The sequence below is a fragment of the Caballeronia sp. GAWG2-1 genome, assembly GCF_023631405.1.
Taxonomy (GTDB): domain Bacteria; phylum Pseudomonadota; class Gammaproteobacteria; order Burkholderiales; family Burkholderiaceae; genus Caballeronia.
On sequence record NZ_JALQDD010000006.1, the window covers coordinates 75,169 to 93,111 of the forward strand.

Consider the following 17,943-nt stretch of genomic DNA (forward strand, 5'->3'; position numbering starts at 1 on the left):
GCACAACACCCAAGCGAGCCAATCAAGGCCGGTTCTTGAGCCACGCATCGACGCGCCCGATTGCCGCGCGCAGCACGCGCTCCAGGCTCTCGGTCTGCGCCATGCTGCCCCAGAGCAGCTTGTCGCCGGCGAAGGCCTTGATCGGATCGTCGGCCGTGAAATAGCCATGCGCGACGGCGGGGTCCATCACGCCATCCTGATAGGTATAAGGCAGCTTGCCTTCGTGCCAGCGTTCGAGGAAGCGAAAGAAGAGCGCGGGCAGAATCGCGGTCGAGTCGGGATCGACGTTGCGCTCGAAACATTCCGCGAGCGTCGGCGCGATAAAGCCCGGCAGCTTCGAGAAGCCATCGGCGGCGACGCGCTGATTCGTGTCCTTGATATACGGATTGCTGAAGCGGTCGAGCACGACATCGCGATACTTCGCCAGATCGATCGGGCTAGGCGTGAGGCACGGGATGACGTCGTCGGTGACATAGGCTTCGGCGAGGGCGCGAATCTCCAGGTCCTGCGTGCCTTCGTGAATGTACTGCAGGCCGACGAGCGTTCCCGCCCACGCAATGCAGCTATGACTCGCGTTGAGAATGCGGATCTTCGCCTCTTCGTACGGCAGCACGGACTCGACCATCTCCGCGCCAACCTTCTCCCAAGCGGGCCTTCCCGCGATGAAGTGATCCTCGATCACCCACTGAATGAACTTCTCGCCCATGATCGGCGCGCGGTCGTCGAAACCCGTCGCGGCTTTCACGCGCTCCGCGACATCGGGTGTCGGACGCGGCGTGATGCGGTCGACCATCGCGTTCGGGCACGAGGTGTTGGCGATCATCCAGTCGCGCAATTTCGTTTCGCCGCGCAGTTCGAGGAATTCGAGCATGCCCGCCTTGAAGCGGTCGCCGTTGCTGCGCAGGTTGTCGCAGTTCTGCAGCGACAGCTTGCCCGCGTCGTTCTTCATGCGGGCGTCGAGAATGGCGGCAATGGCACCGTAGATGGTGGTCTTCGCGCCTTTCAGGTCGGCGGCGAGATCGACGTTGCCGGTTTCGAGCTTGTCGTGTTCGTCGAGGTAATAGCCGCCTTCGGTGACGGTGAACGATACGATCTTGCATTCGGGCGCGCTGCCCGCCGCGATGAGCCCGTCGAGATCGGCGGTCCAGGGAATCACGCGGCGGATGGAGCGCACCGTTTCGTAGTCGCGCTCGCCTTGCGGCGTGACGGTTTCGAGCGTGTACTCACCGTTTTGCGCGGCGAGCGCATCGAGCACGGCGTTCATGTCGCCGCGAATGTTGCCCACGGCGAGCGACCAGCTCGCATCGCCCGATTCGATCAGCCGGCTCAAGTACCACGCCTGATGCGCGCGATGAAAAGACCCCGCGCCGATGTGCAGGATCACATTGTTTTCGCTCGTCATGTCTCGCTTCCTTTGATTGGATGTGCGCCCGTTCTTCGCGGACGACCGTTTGCGTTTGCGACGCCTTGCGCTCACAATTTACGCAGCCGTGGTGAGCATTTGCTCTTTGGTTGATCGAATGATCGTATTAGGCATCGCGAAAGTCAAGGCGCGGTGCCGCATGCAGCCGCGCGCGGCAGCGGCGCTTAAGCGCCGGACGTAGCCCAGCGCGCCGTTACAGGACGAATCGGGAATAACCCGGATAGTCAGCACGGCCGGCGTTGAACGAAGGTCTGCATCAACCATAGGCAAAGACGCGGCAAACCACACAGAAAGATACGAGTCGGAGACAAAGCATGGATTACGTGATCGGCATAGACATCGGCACGCAGAGCACGAAGGCGCTCCTCGTCGATACGACTGGCGCAATCATCGCGCAACATTCGAGCGCCTATCATCCGGATACACCGAAGCCGCTCTGGGCGGAACAATGGCCGTCCGTCTGGTTCGATGCCGTGACCGAAGCCTTGAGCGGCTGCGTCGCGAAAGCGCGCGCGAAGGGCGTCGCGGCCGATCAGATCAAGTCGGTCTGCGTGAGCAGTCTCTACGGCGGCTCGGGCATTCCCGTCGACGACGACATGGAAGCGCTTTACCCGTGCCTCATCTGGATGGATCGCCGCGCGACCGCGCAAGTCGAATGGGTGCGGCAGAACGTGGATATGGCGCGCATCGAGGCGATCACCGGCAACGGCGTCGACAGCTACTACGGCTTCACGAAAATTCTGTGGATGCGCGAGCAGCAGCCGGAAGTCTGGAAGAAGACGCGCTATTTCCTGCCGCCGAACGCGTTTATCATCCAGCGCCTCACGGGCGAACTCGCGATCGATCACAGCTCGGCGGGCAATATCGGCGGCGTGTACGACATCGGCCGCCGCGCGTGGTCGGAAGAAGCGCTCGACATGCTCGGCATTCCCGTGTCGATGATGCCCGCGCGGCTCGTCGAGTCGTCGGAGATCGTGGGCGGGCTGTTGCCGCAGTGGGCGGACAAGCTCGGGCTTGCGGCGGGCACACCGATCGTCGCGGGCGGCGTCGATGCGGCCGTCGCCACTTTCGCGGCGGGCGTGACGCGCGCGGGTCACCATGTCGCGATGATCGGCACGAGCATGTGCTGGGGCTACATCAACCAGAGCGTCGATGCGCAACACGGTCTCGTCTCCATGCCGCACGTCTACAACGGCAAGCGCGATCTCTACGTGTTCGGTGGCGCGAGCACGGCGGGCGCATGCGTCGCGTGGTATCGCGATCAGTTCTGTCAGGCCGAGATCGCGGCGGCCAAGCAAATACCCGATGGCGATCCGCATCGGCTGCTCGAAGATGCGGCGGCCAAGGTCGCGGCGGGTTCGGACGGCGTCGTGTTCCTGCCTTATCTGATGGGCGAGCGCAGCCCCGTCTGGGATGCCCACGCGAGCGGCACGTTCGTGGGCTTGAATCTCTTTCACACGCGCGCGACGCTCTATCGCGCGGTGCTCGAAGGCGTCGCGTTTGCGTTGAAGCACAACATGGAAGCAGGGCGGCGCGGCGCGCAATCGCTGGATGACAAGCTGATCGTGGTCGGCGGCGCGGCGCATTCTGACCTTTGGATGCAGATCATCGCGGATGTAACGGGTTATCCCGTGCAATCCATCGAACAGGAAGTCGAAGCGGCGATGGGCGCGGCCTTGCTCGCGGCGCTCGGTGCCAATCTCATCTCACGCGAAACGGCGGAAGGCGGCTGGGTCACGCTCGTGGATCGCGCAGAGCCGGACGAAGCACGGCAACGCGTTTATAGAGACCGCTTCGGCGTCTATCTCGATCTGTATCCGGCGCTGAAGCCGCTGATGCATCGCCTGCGCAGCGACAGCTAACGCAATTCTCCGGGATGCGCGTCGAACACCGGCCCTTGCACGAAGTGCACGTCGTATTGTTCGAGCGCATTGAACTGCGCGGCATCGGCGACATTGCTGAAGATGAGCGGAATGCGCAGCCTGTGCGCATACGCCACCAGATGCTTGACCACGGAATCGCGCAAGGCGGCGCGCGCATCCATCTTGATGAAGTCGAGCCGCGCCATGTCCGATACCGCCATGATCTGCCCGGCATTGGGCAGATTGCCCGCTACCTTGAAACCGTAGCGCTGATAGCTTTTGATGAGGTAGCCGAGAAACGTCTTGTGCGCGACGGCCGCCGCCGGCAATTCGATCACGATGCGTCCGGGATTCACGCCGAACTCCAGCAATACCGACGAGAAGTGCAGACCGTGGTCGTACTTCACGCTCTTCAATAACCGCTCATGCACGCGCAAAAACAGCAGACCGGGCTTTTGCGCGCCGAAGAAATTGAACGCATGCAGCGCGCGCGATAACCGGTCGAGCGCGACGAGTTCGCGGTCGTTGTCCAGTTGGCCAAAGGGATCGTGCGGAGTATCGCCTTCGATCAGCGTCTGCGCCTGCACGCCGAGTTCGTCGCCGAAACGCTCCGCGCTCTCGGGCGACGCGCTCAACACCTGCGGAAAGCTATGCGTGCCGACATCGAAGATCGGCTCATACGCGCTTGCAATACGCAACTCGCCATAGTTCGCGACCGCTTGTCCCGCGTGCTCGCCTTCGCCCAGCACGATATGCGCGCCGAGAAACGGATGCGCCTTGGCGCGGTTGACGAGTTCTGTCACGGACGGGGTGATCATGGCGCGTTCGGCGTTAAGGCTTCCAATGTGGGACGAATTCCGTCGATGGTACCAGCGCATGGCGCCGTGGCTTGCGCCAAATTCACATATTCATATGCGGGTGGGATAAGCCACGCTCAGGGTTTACGACAAATTTCACTAAACGTAATTGGTTTTACCATTCGTAAATACTATGCGATGGCACTCATCGAGGATCACGACCATGCCGACGTTCGACACGCATACCGACGCTAGCGCGCACTATCAGTCGGGTTTCGCCAACGACTTCGCGACCGAAGCGTTGCCGGGCGCGCTGCCCATCGGCCGCAACTCGCCGCAGCGCGCGGCCTACGGTCTTTATGCGGAGCAGCTTTCCGGCACGGCTTTTACCGCGCCGCGCGCGCATAACCGGCGCTCGTGGCTGTACCGCATCCGGCCGGCGGCGGTGCATCGGCCGTTCGTGCAATTGACTGGCGATGCCTCGCGCGCGCGGCTCGTCGCCAATTTCGCCGATGTGCCGCCCACGCCGCCGAACCAGTTGCGTTGGGACCCGCTGCCGATGCCCGCCGCGCCGACCGATTTCATCGACGGCTGGGTGACGATGGCCGGCAACGGCGCCGCCGAATCCATGAGCGGCTGCGCGATTCATTTGTACGCGGCAAACCGTTCGATGCACGAGCGCTTCTTCTACAGCGCGGACGGCGAATTGCTGATCGTGCCGCAAGCAGGGCGGCTCGCGATCTGGACCGAACTCGGCAAGCTCGATATCGCGCCGTTCGAGATCGCGGTGATTCCGCGCGGCGTGCGCTTTGCCGTGGCGCTGCCGGATGGCGAAGCGCGCGGCTATATCTGCGAGAACTTCGGCGCGTTGCTGCAGCTGCCCGATCTCGGGCCTATCGGTTCGAACGGGCTCGCCAATCCGCGTGATTTCCTCACGCCGCACGCGGCTTATGAGGACCGCGAAGGCGCGTTCGAACTCATCGCCAAGATGAACGGCGTGCTGTGGCGCGCGGATATCGGCCATTCGCCGCTCGACGTGGTCGCGTGGCACGGCAACTACGCGCCCTACAAATACGACCTGCGCCACTTCAACGCCATCGGTTCGATCAGCTTCGATCATCCCGATCCGTCCATCTTTCTCGTGCTGCAATCGCCGATCGATACGCCGGGCGTCGATAGCATCGACTTCGTGATTTTTCCGCCGCGCTGGCTCGCCGCCGAGGACACGTTCCGGCCGCCCTGGTTCCATCGCAATGTGGCGAGCGAATTCATGGGCCTCGTGCATGGTGTCTACGACGCGAAGGCCGAGGGCTTCCTGCCGGGCGGCGCGAGTCTGCACAACTGCATGTCGGGACACGGGCCGGACGCGGATACCTTCGAAAAGGCATCGAGAAGCGATACCTCGAAGCCCGCGAAGGTCGGCGACACACTCGCCTTCATGTTCGAGACGCGCACGCTCATCAAGCCGACGCAGTTCGCGCTCGAAACCGCGCAATTGCAGGCGCATTACTACGAGTGCTGGCAAGGGCTCACGAAACACTTCAACCCGGAGCAACGATGAACGACGCGCTTCACGCGACGCGTGCGCCGCAACTCAAGAGCTGGCTCGACTCCGCCAACGATCCGGCGAGCGACTTTCCGATCCAGAACCTGCCGTTTGGCATCTTCAGCGACCCGGTGAATCCGCGGCCGCGCGCGGGTGTGGCTATCGGCGACTGGATCGTGGACCTGGCGGCGCTCGAAGAAGCGCGTCTCGTCGATGGTCACGGCACCTTCAACGCGCCGCGTCTGAACGACTTCATCGCGCTCGGACGCGATACGTGGCGCGCGGTGCGCAGCGCGCTCAGCGGCCTGCTGCAAGAGGGCGCATCCACGCTGCGCGACGATTCCGCGTTGCGCCGCCGCACGCTCGTTCCGCGCGCCGATGCAACGCTCCATCTGCCCGTCGAGATTCCCGGCTACACGGACTTCTATTCCTCGAAGGAACACGCGACCAACGTCGGCTCGATGTTCCGCGATCCGAAGAATGCGCTGCTGCCGAACTGGTCCGAGATGCCGATCGGCTATAACGGACGCGCGTCGTCGGTGGTGGTGAGCGGCACGCCGGTGCGCCGCCCGAACGGCCAGTTGAAAGCGCCCAACGAAGAGCGGCCGGTGTTCGGCGCATGCCGCAAGCTGGATATCGAGCTGGAGACGGGTTTCATCATCGGGCGCGGTAATGCGCTCGGCGAACCGATTGCCTGCGCGGATGCGGAGTCGCATATCTTCGGCATGGTGCTGCTCAACGACTGGAGCGCGCGCGACATCCAGCAATGGGAATACGTGCCGCTCGGACCGTTCAACGCGAAAGGGTTCGCGACCACCATTTCGCCGTGGATCGTCACGCTCGACGCGCTCGAACCCTTCCGCACCGCGACGCCCGTGCAGGAGCCGCAACCGCTCGCGTATCTGCGGCATGAGGGCGAGCACGCGTTCGACATCGACCTGGAAGTGACGCTGAGGCCGGAAGGCGCGAGCCGCGCCACGACCATCTCGCGCACCAATTTCAGGCTGATGTACTGGTCGATGGCGCAGCAGCTTACGCATCACACGGCATCGGGCTGCAATACGCGCGTGGGCGATCTCATGGGCTCCGGCACCATCAGTGGCGCGACGCCGCAATCGTGCGGCAGTTTGCTCGAAAGCACGTGGAACGGACAACGGCCGTTGAGCCTTGTCGAAGGCGGCGAGCGCGCGTTCCTTCAGGACGGCGATGAAGTCACCTTGCGCGGATGGTGTCAGGGCGAGGGTTATCGCATTGGTTTCGGCGAGTGCGCGGGGCGCATCCTCGCGGCGCGCAATAATTTCAAGGATTGAACATGGCGAATGCGGTCGATGTGGAGAGCGCGCTTGGCCACGCGCACCGTCCCGGCTTCCAGGCGATGCTGCTCGTGTTGTGCGGACTATGCCTCGTGATCGATGGCTTCGACGCGCAAGCGATGGGTTACGTCGCGCCGGCCGTCATCGCGGACTGGCACGTGTCGAAGGCGGCGCTCGGGCCGGTTTTCAGCGCGAGTCTTTTCGGCATGCTGCTTGGCGCGCTCGGCTTGTCGGTGCTGGCGGATCGCATCGGGCGCAGGCCGGTGTTGATCGGCTCGACGTTTTTCTTCGCGTTCTCGATGATCGCAACCGCGTTCACCGACAGCTTGCCGGTGCTCACGGCCTTGCGTTTCGTGACGGGTCTTGGCCTCGGCTGCATCATGCCGAACGCAATGGCGCTCGTCGGCGAGTTTTCGACGGCCGAGCATCGCGTCAAGCGGATGATGCTCGTCTCGTGCGGCTTCACGCTCGGCGCGGCGCTGGGCGGCTTCGTGAGCGCGGCGCTGATCCCTGCTTTCGGCTGGCGTTCGGTGTTCTGGGTCGGCGGCCTGGTGCCTTTGTTGCTCGCGGTATGGATGGTCATCGCGCTGCCTGAATCGCTGCAATTTCTCGTGCTGAAGGGCCGCGAGGCGCGCGCCCGCGACTGGCTCGCGAAGTTCGATCCGTCGCTTGCCATCGATGCCTCGACGCGGCTCGTCGTCCGCGAAAAAGCGAGTTCGGGCGCGCCGGTCGCCGAACTGTTCCGCGCGGGCCGCGGGCCGGTCACGCTGATCTTGTGGGCGATCAGCTTCATGAATCTCATCGATCTGTACTTCCTGTCGAACTGGCTGCCGACCGTCATGCGCGATGCGGGATACTCGCCGGGCATGGCCGTGCTGGTCGGCACGCTGTTGCAGACGGGCGGCGTGGTAGGCACGCTCATGCTCGGCTGGTTCATCGAACGATTCGGCTTCGTGCGTGTGTTGCTGGCCTGCTTTCTCGTGGGCGCGGTGAGCGTGGGGATGATCGGCGGCGTGGCGCACGTGCAGTTCTGGCTATTCGTCGCGGTGTTTGCCGGCGGGTTCTGCATCGTCGGTGGACAGCCTGCGGTGAATGCGCTCGCGGGGCATTTTTATCCGACCTCGCTGCGGTCTACGGGCATCGGCTGGAGTCTGGGCATCGGACGCGTGGGGTCGGTGATCGGGCCGCTCGTCGGCGGACAGATGATCGCGCTCGGATGGAGCAATGCGTCGCTCTTTCATGCGGCGGCGTTGCCGGTGTTCTGCTCGGCGTTGCTGGTTGGCGTGCTGGCTTTCGTGCGGCGGGAGCAAAGTGGGGCGGCGCAGACGGCTTGATGTGATGGAGACTTGATTCTTCAAGCGAAGCCGGCGCCGGCGCATGATGTCGCGCCACGCCGCCGCGTGGCCTTCGGTCGGCACGATCCAGATGTGCAACGAAGGCCCGCGCGTAACGGCGTGTGCGCCATGCCTGCTAGGGCGACGCATCCGGTGGCGCGCTCGCAACCGGATGCGACAGAAAGACGGTGCGTTGGACGTTCAGGAAACGCAATCAGCGTCATCTGTCGAAGCGCGCTTCTCCCAAGCCGCCGCGCCCAGAAACGCCGCCGCCGCGACCACCAGCACGCCAATCAGCGCATCCGGACTCACGCGATCCATCAACGTCCCCGCGATGATCGGCCCGCCGAAACTCGCCACGCTCCACGAAGCACCGACGATAGCCGTCGCCGACACCAGCGCCGTGCCGCGAAAGCGCTCGCCGCACGCAACGATAGACAGCGTATAGACGCTGCCCGCCGCCGCGCCGGTCACGAACAGGAGCGGCCAGCACAACCACGGATACTCGACCGCCCACGGCAGCAGCGGCAGCAGCAGCGTGACTACCACGCCCGCGCCGACATGCACCTTCGTGCGCCCGATACGGTCCGCCAGCCAGCCGATGGGAAACTGCATCAAGGTATCGCCGAACAGGATGGCGGAGGCGAACAGCACGCCCACGTCCGCGCCGACGCCGTGCGAGATCGCGAAGAGCGGCATCAGCGAAAGCGCGAGCGTGTCGAAGAGCGCGAAGAAACCCGTGCCGATCACGAGCGCGGGCATGCGCGGCAACACATGCCGCCAGTCGCCAGCGGTAGCGTGTTCGTCGTGCGATGCAAGCGTGTGCGGCGTGCCGCGAATCGAGGCGAGCGCGGGCAGCGCCAGCAGAAAGATCGCGCCGCAGACGGCGAAGCGCGCCGAAGTCCAGCCGCCGATGGCGCTGACGAGCACCGGCCCCGTCATCTGAAACAGAGTGAAGTTGGTCGCGTAAATGGCGACGACGCGCCCGCGCGTGGAGTCGTCGGCGAGCTGCGTGACCCATGCTTCGCCAATGGTGAATAGCAGCATCAGCGCCGCGCCGCATAGAAAGCGCAGCACGGCCCATAGCCACAGATTCACGGTGAACTGCATTGCGATGGTCGCGAACGCTGCGACGATCACCGCCCCGACAATCGTCCCGCGTGCGCCCAGCCGACTCGCAACGCGGCTTGCGAAAGGCGCGACGGCCAGCCCGCCGCCTGCCTGCATCGCCGTCATCAGGCCGACGATGCCCGTGCCGAACCCGGCTTGCGTGAGTGCAAGCGCGGTGAGCGGAATGGTCGCGCCTAGCCCGAGGCCGACCACCGCGACACTCAGGATGAGCGCGAGAAAGTCGCGAGAAAGAATGCCCTTCATATACCGCCGTGCCGCTCGCTTCGCCGAGAACCCGTGAGGATCGGCAGCAGCCTCAAGCGGCCTGCCCGAACGCAACGCGCCGCGCACGCTTGTCGAGCGTCGCGGAAAGCAGCGTGAGCGCAAAGGCGCAGCACGCCATCAGCACGCCGACCCACGGCAGCGAAGTCAGCGGCGCGCCTGCGCTGATGACGCAGCCGCCCAGCCACGCGCCCGTGGCGTTGCCCAGATTGAACGCGCCCTGGTTGAGCGTGGAGGCGAGATTGGGCGCATCGCTCGCGCGGTTCACTATCAGGATCTGCAGAGGCGGCACGATCGCGAACGCGAGCACGCCCCACAGGAAGATGGTGATCATCGCCGAGACCGGTTCGTGCATGGCGCCCGCGAAAATCGTGAGGATCACGACGATCGACAGGAGAAACGTCAGCAGCGAGCGCAACAGCTTCCAGTCGGCGAGCTTGCCGCCAAGCGTGCTGCCGACCGTGAGGCCGAGGCCGAACAACAGCAGCACGTAAGTCACGGCGTGCGGCGTGAAGCCGGTGACATCCTCGAGAATCGGCGTGATGTAGGTAAAGACCGAGAACAGGCTCGCCGAAGCCAGCACGCTGATGCCGAGCACCATCAGCACCTGCGGGTTCTTGAGCACGTCGAATTCGCGCAGGATGCTGGTCTCGCGCATCTCGATGTGCTTCGGCAGGCAAACCGCGAGCGCGCCCGCCGCGGCGAGGCCGATCAAGGTCACGACCCAGAAGGTCGCGCGCCAGCCGGCCGCTTGGCCGAGCGCGGTGCCGAGCGGCACGCCGAGCACGTTGGCGAGCGTGAGGCCGGTGAACATCAGCGCGATGGCCTGCGCGCGGCGGTTCGGCGCGACCAGATCGGCGGCGACCACCGAGCCGATGCCAAAGAAAGCGCCATGACAGAACGCGGTGACGATACGCGCGCCCATCAGCACCCAGTAATTCGGCGCGAGCGCGCAAAGCGTATTGCCGACGATAAACACGCCGATCAGCCCCATGAGCGCCTTCTTGCGCGGCATCTTCGCCGTGACGACGGCAAGAATCGGCGCGCCGATGGTCACGCCGAGCGCATAGCCCGAAACGAGCATGCCTGCCGCCGGAATCGATACCGCGAGATCGCGCGCGACATTGGGCAGCAGGCCCATGATGACGAATTCTGTCGTGCCGATGCCGAACGCGGCGATGGCGAGAGCGAGAAGGGGCAGAGGCATGGCGGAGGGTGCGAGTGCGGTGTGTCGCGCGGCGCGCGTCGTCGGAATGAGCGGCGCGAATGTCGGCGAGTGAAGGCTCGGATTCTACCGAAAGGTCATTTTTGATGCTGGTGGAAACCCTTAGTCTGCTCGGCCCGGACAATGCACTCCCGCGAACGGATATTTTGACGAATGCCGCCTCGTCGACGGAGTTTTACCCGCACGGCAGCTAGTTGACGTCAGATGTTTCTAGTAATGTTCTGACAGGACGCCATTGCTTGCGCGAGCGAAGTTCTGGGCGAGTGTTGGAAAAACGCAGCATCCACTGATTGACATGTCCCAACTCAAAAGTTTTTTCGGCGCCGCCTTTGCTGCCGCGCTGCTCGTCTCGGTTCACGCGCAGGCGCAAAGCAGCGCCACCGGACCCATTGCCACGTCGGCGGGCGCGCTCAATTTTCTGCGCGACGAATCGGGCTTCGCCGCCGTGCTCGGAACCGATACCTTCGACCGCTTCGACGCCAAGCGCGTCGTGCATTTCGACCAGACGGGCGCATCCGACACGCTCACGCGCTCGCTCGTGCAGACCGACGTCGGTCCCGTGCTTTACGACTTTCGTCACAAGCCGCCGCTCGTGCAGCGCATCGGCAAGAGGCTCGTCGTCAAACGCGTGTTCTGGCAAGGCGAGGAAGTCGTCATGCAGACGTCGTCCGGCTGGTACGGCTATCAGCGCGGGACATTGATCAAGCTGCAATCGTCGACGTCGACGTATCACTGACTCAGTTGCGCACGTTGAAGACGCGTTCGCCCGCCACGACATAAACCGCTTCGCCGCGCACGTCGCCGTTGACCTCGAAACCGCCAGTGAACGCGCCGAACGCGGGCAGCACGCCCGAGCGTTGGCCGAAGCGAAAGCACGGCAGCCGCACGCTGTCGGCACGCGTCGCGAGCCGGTAAACAGGGTGTTCATGTCCGGCGAGCGCGTAGGCATCGTCCACGGTTTGCGGATGATGACAAAGCGCCCACGGTCCCAGCCGATACGGCTCCTTCACGAGTTCCACGCCGAACGCTTCGGGCAGCGCGCCCGCGTGCTTGTCGTGATTGCCTTCGACCAGCACGAGCCGCATTTGCCGATGCCGCATGCGCCACGCATGTAGCGCCGTGAGCGTTTCATCGGCATGCGACTCGCGAGCATGGAGCAGATCGCCGAGAAACACGATTGCTTCAGGTTTATGCGTGGCGACGAGCGTATCGAGCCGCATCAGGCTTTCCGCCGTCGTGCCGACTGGCACTGGAATGCCGCGCGCGCGAAACACGGCGTCCTTGCCGAAGTGGGCGTCGGCGATGAAGAGCGTCATCAGAATGGGTTCGAAGGCCGCGCGCTCCGCCGAAAGCAGGAGCGCGTGACCGTTCACGTCGACCGTCAGTGCTTCAATTGCCATTTGCATCCTATGCTTGCGCTGCTTTTTCCAGATCGGCAAGCATACGCTCCACGCGGTCCGACAGCTTTTCGGTACTCACCTTTTCACGCAGACGCGCGATGATCAGCGGAAACGCAAAGGGCGTCGGCTTCTTCGGATGCGTGAGCGCGAGACGGCTTTCGCTCATGCGTTGCAGCGCGGCGCGGATGCGGCCGAGTTCGAGTTCCTGCAACATGACTTCTTGATCGGCTTGCGTGAGCAGCAGATTGCCGCTGTCGTGCTTGCGGAACACTTCGTAGAAAAGCCCGCTCGACGCCTGCAATTGCCGCGCGCTTTTCTGCTGCCCCGGATGCCCTTGATAAATCAGCCCCGACACGCGCGCAATTTCCCGGAAGCGCCGCGCCGACAATTCCGAGGCATTGAGGCTCGCGAGAATGTCGTGCTCGAGATTTTCCGCCGAGAAAAGCCCTTCCTCGATGAGCGTCTCCCAGTCGAATGGCCGCGCCGACAGCAGTTCGAAGCCGTAATCGTTCATCGAAATGGAAAAGGTGCTGGGCTGATCGCGCGCGACGCGCCAGCCGATGAGCGAGCCCAGGCCGATGTGCGCCATGCGCCCGGCGAATGGATAACAAAAGAAATGATGTCCTTCGCGCGACCGCACGCTTTCGACGACCAGGACGCCCGGTCCCGGCAGTGCGGACCATTTCGCCTGCAAGTCGAGCAGCGGTTGCACGGCGCGCATTTCGGGTTCGTCGTAGATGCCGTCGTTGGCGCGCGCGAGCATGACGAGCGCGGCCTCGGAGAGTTCGGACGAGAGCGGCATCTTGCTGCCGGCCCATTGCGGCATCGCGCCGCGCGAGGAGGTCGCGCGTTTCACGTAGGCGGTCATGTCGCGCACGCGCACGAGTTCGAGCGCGCGGCCGCCGAAGGTGAAGACATCGCCCGGTTTCAGGCGCGAGATGAACGATTCTTCCATCGCGCCGATCCGTCCGCCCGTCATGTAGGCCACGCTGATGGTCGCATTGGCGACGATGGTCCCGACATTATTCCGATGCCTGCGCACGAGGTCCTCGCGCGGCACGCGATACACGCCGTCGTCGCCATGAACGACGCGGTGATAGTCCGGATACGCCGAAAGCGAAGTGCCGCCGCGTTCGACGAAGGCGAGCGCCCAGTCGAATTCGGCCTGCGTGAGATCGCGATACGCATACGCCGTGCGTACTTCGTCGAACATGTCGGCGGGCGTGAAGCCGCCGCCTATCGCCACGGTCACGAGATGCTGCACGAGGACATCGAGCGGCTTGAGCGGCATGTCTCGTCCTTCGATACGCCGCTCGCCGATGGCCCAGCGCGCCGCGGCCGCCTCCACGAGTTCGAGCGCATGCGTCGGCACGATGGTCACGCGCGACACACGCCCCGGCGCGTGTCCCGAACGTCCGGCGCGCTGCATGAGACGCGCGACGCCTTTGGGCGAGCCGATCTGAAACACGCGATCCACCGGCAGAAAATCGACGCCGAGATCGAGACTCGACGTGCAGACGACGGCTTTCAGTTGCCCGTTCTTCAGACCGAGTTCGACCCAGTCGCGCACTTCCTTGTCGAGCGAACCGTGATGCAGCGCGATGAGTCCGGCCCACTCCGGCTTCAACTCCAGAAGCGCGCGATACCAGATCTCGGATTGCGAGCGGGTATTGGTGAAGACGAGCGAGCTTTGCGCGTGCTCGATTTCATCGGCGACGGGTCCGACCTGGCGCACGCCGAGATGGCCGCCCCACGGAAAGCGCTCGATGGTCTCGGGAATCAGCGTGTCGACGACGAGCGTTTTCGGCTGCGCGCCGCGCACGATGACGCGTGGCGTGCGCACGGGATGCAGCAGCGCGTCGTGCGCGAGCGCGAGATTGCCGAGCGTGGCGGAGAGACCCCAGATCTGCACCTCGGGACGCCAGCGCGCGAGGCGGGCGAACGCGAGTTGCGTCTGCGTACCGCGTTTGTTGCCGAGCAGTTCATGCCATTCGTCGACCACGACGAGCCGCACGTGCGCGAGTTCTTCGCGCGCGTTGGAGCGCGTGAGCATGAGCGTGAGGCTTTCCGGCGTGGTGACGAGCGCGGAAGGCATGCGGCGGTTCTGACGCGAGCGTTCCGTGGATGACGTATCGCCCGTGCGCAAGCCGACGGTCCACGGCACCGAGAGCGCCGTCACCGCCGTTTGCAAGGCGCGGGCGGAATCGGCGGCGAGGGCGCGCATCGGCGTGATCCATAGCACGGTGAGCGGCGCGGGGAGGGGCGTTTTGTCAGTGATGGTGGCAACGCGGTCGGCGGTCTTTGCGGTGGATTGCGCGCTGTCCTCAGGGTCCGCAACGGCAAGCGCGCGGCCTTTCTCGTCGAGCCGGGAATTGCCGGCGGTTTTGCCTTTACGCTTCGCGCCCGCTTTGGGCTTCGGCGGTCCCGCGTACGCCGCAAGCGCCCCGAGCCACACGGCCCATGTTTTGCCCGCGCCTGTGGTCGCATGCAATAAGCCGCTCGCGCCTCGTTCGATCTCACGCCAGACTTCCCGCTGAAACTCGAACGGCTGCCAGCCGCGCGAATCGAACCAGCGCGTGATGCGTTCGTCCATCGGCTTCGCGGCTTCCTGCGCGTCGTATTCAAACGGCGCGGGTTTGAATAGCTCGGTGGCGGCATCGAGCTTGGCCTGCGCCGCCTGCGTGCGCGGCACGCGACGCGGACGCGGCGCACGGCGCCTGGAGCGCGCCGACGTGTCGGGCGTGTCGGGCGTATCGATACCGTCCGCATCGTCGAGTTCACTCATGCCGATGCTCCGCGCGAGCTTCTCATGCCACCGCCTCGTTCAAAAACCCCTTGAGCATGTCGAGCGTATCGGCGTCCTCGATAGTCTTGTCGGTCCGCCAGCGCAGCATGCGCGGAAAGCGCACCGCGATGCCCGATTTGTGGCGTGGACTCGCCTGAATGCCCTCGAAGCCGATCTCGAACACGAGCGTCGGCGTGACGCTGCGCACCGGACCGAATTTTTCGATGGTCGTCTTGCGCACGATTGCATCGACCTTGCGCATTTCCTCGTCGGTCAAGCCGGAATAGGCCTTGGCGAACGGCACCAGCGTGCGCACGCCGTCCGCTTCGTCCCAGACCGCGAAGGTGAAATCCGTGTAGAGGCTCGCGCGCCGGCCGTGGCCGCGCTGGGCGTAGAGCAAGACGGCGTCGATGGCGTAGGGATCGATCTTCCACTTCCACCAGGTTCCCGACGCCTTGGTGCGGCCGACGCCATACATCGACATGCGCTCTTTCAGCATGAGCCCTTCGACACCGCGCGCGCGGCTTTCGTCGCGCAAGCCGGCGAGCGTCTCCCAATTGGGCGCCACCACGAGCGGCGACACGCGCAAGACATCCACCGCGAGCGATGCCGCCAGCGCATCCAGCTTCGCACGACGCGTTTCCAAAGGCTCGGTGCGCAGGTCGCGGCCATCGGCTTCGAGCAGATCGTAGGCGAGCATCGCGGCGGGAGAATCGGCGAGCACTTTCTTCGTCAGCGACTTGCGCGTGATGCGCGGTTGCAGACGCGCGAACGGCAGCGGTGCGTCCGCGCCCGGTTCCCACGCGAGAATCTCGCCGTCGATCACGGTGCCGTCGGGCAGTGCGGCGCCGAGCGCGGCAAGCTCCGGAAACCGCTCCGTGACGAGATCCTCGCCGCGCGACCAGATCCACACGCGGCCCGCGCGCTTGACGATCTGCGCGCGAATGCCGTCCCACTTCCATTCGGCGATCCAGTCCGATGGCGCGCCGAGCGTCGCCGGATCGATTTGCAACGGATGCGCAAGAAAGAAGGGAAACGGCAAGCCGATATCGCTTTCGTGCGGGGTATCGACGTCATCGCCTTCGGCTGTCGGCGCGATCAGCCGAAGATAACGCGCCGCGCTCGGGCTTTGGCGCGAGTCGGTCCAGCCGACCATGCGTTGCGCGATGCGCTTGTGATCGACGCCCGCCACTTGCGCGAGCGCGCGCACGACGAGTTGCCGCGCGACGCCCACACGAAAACCGCCGCCGATCAGCTTGGTGAGCAGGAAGCGCTCGCCCCAGTTGAGTTCGTCCCAGTAACCGAGCAGCCGCTCACGCAACTCCGCCGGCGACACGCCACGCAAGGTCAGCACGCGCTCCTCGATCCATTGAGCAAGCCCGAGTTCCGATTCGCGCGAGGCGGGCGGGAGCACGTGCGCAATCGTCTCCGCGAGATCGCCGACGGCCTGATACGACTCCTCGAAGAGCCAATCCGGCAGACCCGCGCGTTCGCGGGCGAGTTCGGTCAAAAGGCGCGTCGGCACCGACTGGCGCGGCTTGCCGCCTGCAAGGAAGTACGACGCCCACGCCGCGTCTTCGGCCGCGGCGCCCGAGAAGTAGGCGATCAGCGCTTCGAGCTTTTCGTTCGTCGATGTGGTGGCGTCGAGCGCCGTATAGAGCGTCGCGAAGCGTTTCATTGCGGCGCGGTCTCGGCTGACGCGTCGGTCGCGGCTGGCGCAGAGACTTCGGCGGGCGCATCGGCGGCATCGGCTTCGATGGCGTCGTCGCCGTATTCGGTCGTGAACGCGCCTGCTTCGAGACCTTGCTCGGTGAGCCAGCGCACCATCGGCTCGATCTGTCCGTGCGTGACGATCACGCGTTCCGCGCCCGTCGCGCCTATCGCGAGTTGCAGGCCCGGCCAGTCCGCATGGTCGGACAACACGAAGCCGCGGTCCACGCCCTTGCGCCGCCGCGTGCCGCGCAGACGCATCCAGCCGGACGCGAAGGCATCGCTGTAATCGCCGAAGCGGCGCATCCACGTGCTGCCTTGCGCGGATGGTGGCGCGACGATCAGCGCGCCCTTGAACTCGGCCTTGTCGCGCGCGGCGATTTCACTGACGAGGCGCGTCGGCGGCAGGTCGACACCCGCATCGCGATAGGCGCGATTCAGCGGCTCGACCGCGCCATGACAGAAGATCGGCCCGATACTCCTGTCGATGCCCGCGAGCACATGCTGCGCCTTGCCGAACGAATAGCAGAAGAGCACGGAAGCGCGGCCTTCGGCGGCGTTATGCCGCCACCATGCATCGACGCCATCGAACACGGCCTTGGACGGTTCCCATCGATAGATCGGCAAGCCGAAGGTCGATTCCGTGATGAAGGTATCGCAGCGCACGGGCTCGAAGGGCGCGCAAGTCGGATCGGGCTCGACCTTGTAGTCGCCGGATGCGACCCACACGCGGCCGCCGTGCTCCACGCGCACTTGCGCCGAGCCGAGCACATGTCCGGCGGGATGCAGCGAGACCGTCACGCCATTCACGTCGATTCTCTCGCCATAAGGCAGACCTTGAACGTCGATGCCCGGAAGGCGCGACTGCAACACGCCCAGTCCCGCTTCGGCGGTGAGATAGCGCGCATGTCCGAAGCGTGCGTGGTCCGCATGCGCGTGTGTGATCACGGCGCGTTCGACCGGTCGCCACGGGTCGATATAGAAGCCGCCCGGCGGGCAAAACAGCCCTTCGGGCCGCGCGACGATCAGGTCGGAAGAGGAGTCCACGAGACGTTGAGGCATGCAGCTTGCCAATAGTGTTCGATTCCGACCACAAAAGCACGCCACGTGCCCGTCATGGTGCTTTCACGATTAACCGCTAGGGTGTAAAAGTTTA

At 64.6% G+C, this 17,943-nt stretch carries 13 protein-coding genes; 5 read left to right on the plus strand and 8 right to left on the minus strand.

The genetic code is table 11. The features are described from left to right. Window positions 1-22 precede the first annotated feature (22 nt). Window positions 23-1,402 (minus strand): D-arabinitol 4-dehydrogenase, encoded by a 1,380-nt coding sequence (dalD, locus tag NCR98_RS02770; RefSeq protein ID WP_250525463.1) that lies wholly within the window; start codon window positions 1,400-1,402, stop codon window positions 23-25. A gap of 335 nt (window positions 1,403-1,737) precedes the next feature. On the opposite strand from dalD, the gene NCR98_RS02775 reads away from it, so the two are divergent. After that, the gene (locus tag NCR98_RS02775) at window positions 1,738-3,285 is read left to right on the plus strand and encodes an FGGY-family carbohydrate kinase (RefSeq protein WP_250525464.1); all 1,548 of its coding nucleotides are present in this window, start codon (window positions 1,738-1,740) and stop codon (window positions 3,283-3,285) included. On the opposite strand, the gene NCR98_RS02780 is transcribed toward NCR98_RS02775, so the two are convergent. After that, window positions 3,282-4,103, minus strand: a complete 822-nt coding sequence (locus NCR98_RS02780; RefSeq protein WP_244827185.1) for an EAL domain-containing protein — start codon at window positions 4,101-4,103, stop codon at window positions 3,282-3,284. The two genes, NCR98_RS02775 and NCR98_RS02780, sit on opposite strands and share 4 nt — an antisense overlap. Before the next feature lie 202 nt (window positions 4,104-4,305). Here NCR98_RS02780 and hmgA point away from each other — a divergent pair, with 202 nt between their 5' ends. Genes hmgA through NCR98_RS02795 form a run of 3 tightly spaced genes read left to right on the plus strand, consistent with a single transcriptional unit; the run spans window position 4,306 to window position 8,275 of the window. Then, on the plus strand, window positions 4,306-5,643 hold the full coding sequence (gene hmgA, locus NCR98_RS02785; RefSeq protein WP_250525465.1) for a homogentisate 1,2-dioxygenase: 1,338 nt from the start codon (window positions 4,306-4,308) through the stop codon (window positions 5,641-5,643). Further along, the gene (gene fahA, locus NCR98_RS02790) at window positions 5,640-6,938 is read left to right on the plus strand and encodes a fumarylacetoacetase (protein WP_250525466.1); all 1,299 of its coding nucleotides are present in this window, start codon (window positions 5,640-5,642) and stop codon (window positions 6,936-6,938) included. The genes hmgA and fahA overlap by 4 nt, the downstream gene beginning before the upstream one ends. A gap of 2 nt (window positions 6,939-6,940) precedes the next feature. Then, a complete protein-coding gene (locus NCR98_RS02795) occupies window positions 6,941-8,275 on the plus strand; it encodes an MFS transporter (protein WP_250525467.1) in 1,335 nt (444 codons plus the stop codon). A 201-nt stretch (window positions 8,276-8,476) separates the two neighbouring features. Here the strand turns inward: NCR98_RS02795 and NCR98_RS02800 are convergent, their stop codons facing one another. Continuing rightward, window positions 8,477-9,649: an MFS transporter gene (locus NCR98_RS02800; RefSeq protein ID WP_244827188.1), complete on the minus strand. Its 1,173-nt coding sequence runs from the start codon at window positions 9,647-9,649 to the stop codon at window positions 8,477-8,479. A 52-nt stretch (window positions 9,650-9,701) separates the two neighbouring features. Continuing rightward, on the minus strand, window positions 9,702-10,874 hold the full coding sequence (locus NCR98_RS02805) for an MFS transporter (RefSeq protein ID WP_250463404.1): 1,173 nt from the start codon (window positions 10,872-10,874) through the stop codon (window positions 9,702-9,704). Between the two features lie 313 nt (window positions 10,875-11,187). Here NCR98_RS02805 and NCR98_RS02810 point away from each other — a divergent pair, with 313 nt between their 5' ends. Further along, complete coding sequence (locus NCR98_RS02810) at window positions 11,188-11,628, plus strand: hypothetical protein (protein WP_250491877.1); 441 nt, start codon at window positions 11,188-11,190, stop codon at window positions 11,626-11,628. A gap of 1 nt (window position 11,629) precedes the next feature. Here NCR98_RS02810 and pdeM read toward each other — a convergent pair whose 3' ends face one another. From pdeM to NCR98_RS02830, 4 genes are read right to left on the minus strand one after another with little or no spacing between them, the layout of a single operon-like run. Then, complete coding sequence (gene pdeM / locus NCR98_RS02815; protein ID WP_250525468.1) at window positions 11,630-12,292, minus strand: ligase-associated DNA damage response endonuclease PdeM; 663 nt, start codon at window positions 12,290-12,292, stop codon at window positions 11,630-11,632. A gap of 7 nt (window positions 12,293-12,299) precedes the next feature. Continuing rightward, complete coding sequence (locus NCR98_RS02820; RefSeq protein WP_250525469.1) at window positions 12,300-15,077, minus strand: ligase-associated DNA damage response DEXH box helicase; 2,778 nt, start codon at window positions 15,075-15,077, stop codon at window positions 12,300-12,302. Window positions 15,078-15,099: 22 nt separating this feature from the next. Further along, a complete protein-coding gene (locus tag NCR98_RS02825; protein ID WP_250525470.1) occupies window positions 15,100-16,755 on the minus strand; it encodes an ATP-dependent DNA ligase in 1,656 nt (551 codons plus the stop codon). After that, window positions 16,752-17,849 (minus strand): ligase-associated DNA damage response exonuclease, encoded by a 1,098-nt coding sequence (locus NCR98_RS02830; protein WP_250525471.1) that lies wholly within the window; start codon window positions 17,847-17,849, stop codon window positions 16,752-16,754. The genes NCR98_RS02825 and NCR98_RS02830 overlap by 4 nt, the downstream gene beginning before the upstream one ends. Window positions 17,850-17,943 lie beyond the last annotated feature (94 nt).

Excerpts from the sequence above, each read along its gene's own strand:
- pdeM (WP_250525468.1), bottom strand. The coding sequence starts at position 12,292 with ATGGCAATTGAAGCACTGACGGTCGACGTGAACGGTCACGCGCTCCTG.
- dalD (WP_250525463.1), bottom strand. The coding sequence starts at position 1,402 with ATGACGAGCGAAAACAATGTGATCCTGCACATCGGCGCGGGGTCTTTT.
- NCR98_RS02830 (WP_250525471.1), bottom strand. The coding sequence starts at position 17,849 with ATGCCTCAACGTCTCGTGGACTCCTCTTCCGACCTGATCGTCGCGCGG.
- NCR98_RS02780 (WP_244827185.1), bottom strand. The coding sequence starts at position 4,103 with ATGATCACCCCGTCCGTGACAGAACTCGTCAACCGCGCCAAGGCGCAT.
- NCR98_RS02810 (WP_250491877.1), top strand. The coding sequence starts at position 11,188 with ATGTCCCAACTCAAAAGTTTTTTCGGCGCCGCCTTTGCTGCCGCGCTG.
- fahA (WP_250525466.1), top strand. The coding sequence starts at position 5,640 with ATGAACGACGCGCTTCACGCGACGCGTGCGCCGCAACTCAAGAGCTGG.
- NCR98_RS02800 (WP_244827188.1), bottom strand. The coding sequence starts at position 9,649 with ATGAAGGGCATTCTTTCTCGCGACTTTCTCGCGCTCATCCTGAGTGTC.
- NCR98_RS02795 (WP_250525467.1), top strand. The coding sequence starts at position 6,941 with ATGGCGAATGCGGTCGATGTGGAGAGCGCGCTTGGCCACGCGCACCGT.
- NCR98_RS02775 (WP_250525464.1), top strand. The coding sequence starts at position 1,738 with ATGGATTACGTGATCGGCATAGACATCGGCACGCAGAGCACGAAGGCG.
- hmgA (WP_250525465.1), top strand. The coding sequence starts at position 4,306 with ATGCCGACGTTCGACACGCATACCGACGCTAGCGCGCACTATCAGTCG.
- NCR98_RS02825 (WP_250525470.1), bottom strand. The coding sequence starts at position 16,755 with ATGAAACGCTTCGCGACGCTCTATACGGCGCTCGACGCCACCACATCG.
- NCR98_RS02820 (WP_250525469.1), bottom strand. The coding sequence starts at position 15,077 with ATGAGTGAACTCGACGATGCGGACGGTATCGATACGCCCGACACGCCC.
- NCR98_RS02805 (WP_250463404.1), bottom strand. The coding sequence starts at position 10,874 with ATGCCTCTGCCCCTTCTCGCTCTCGCCATCGCCGCGTTCGGCATCGGC.